General features: G+C 47.6%; 1 protein-coding gene. It reads left to right on the top strand.

The features are described 5' to 3' along the window. The coding region (locus ACFIJP_RS09425; protein ID WP_375627155.1) for a hemagglutinin repeat-containing protein at positions 1 to 788 on the top strand (788 nt) is incomplete at both ends.

Genomic DNA, 788 nt, shown 5'->3' with positions numbered 1-788 from the left:
GCTTCTCTAGAAGCCCCGATGGTGATTTATGTGCGCCAACAGGTCAAGGGCATGGATGTTTATGCACCGGTGCTTTATATCCCTGAAAAAGACAGAGCCTCCTTTGTTTCTTCTGGTGCTTTGATCATGGGTGATGATGTCAATATCACCAGCCAAAATACGAGCAATTCCACGATAACCAATTCAGGGCGGATTGCGGCAAACCACCAATTGCATGTGCATGGCGGGGATATCTTTAGTCAAGGGGGGCATTTTGCGGCGGGTGGTGATGCTGTTATCCTTGCGGAGAAGAATATTCGTTTAGATGCAGGGCGTACAACGGTTGACGGCGTGGAGACAGTATTAAACACCGAGGCGCTTTCTGTTGGTGGCAATGCGAGCGTGATTGCCAAACAAGATATTACCGCCTCAGGGGTGGGGATCACCACCGGAGGTGATCTTGCCATGGCTACAGAAGAAGGTAACTTGACGATCGGTTCAGCAGAAACCCATTACCATGATGAACAGGGTGATGCTACCATGCATCATAAATCAGAAGTCAACTCTGGTGGCTCGACGACACTTCTCTCTGGACAAGATTTGAATATTCTAGGCTCTGATGTTCAAGCAACGGATAAACTTCTCTTGCAAGCTGAGAGGAATATTTCGATTGATGCCACGCGCAACAGCATGGACAATCAGAATGGGAGTGAAACATCTCATGTTGCCTTGCACAATGGCTCTCATTTAAGTTCTGGAAAAGAGACCACTGTTCTCTCTGGAAAAGATATCCATATTGCTGCTTCCGA

The organism is Bartonella sp. MU37NMGALS, from assembly GCF_042194015.1.
Classification (GTDB): domain Bacteria; phylum Pseudomonadota; class Alphaproteobacteria; order Rhizobiales; family Rhizobiaceae; genus Bartonella; species Bartonella grahamii.
Note: the sequence above shows the minus strand (reverse complement) of the source record. Positions and strands in the feature narration are given on the sequence as shown.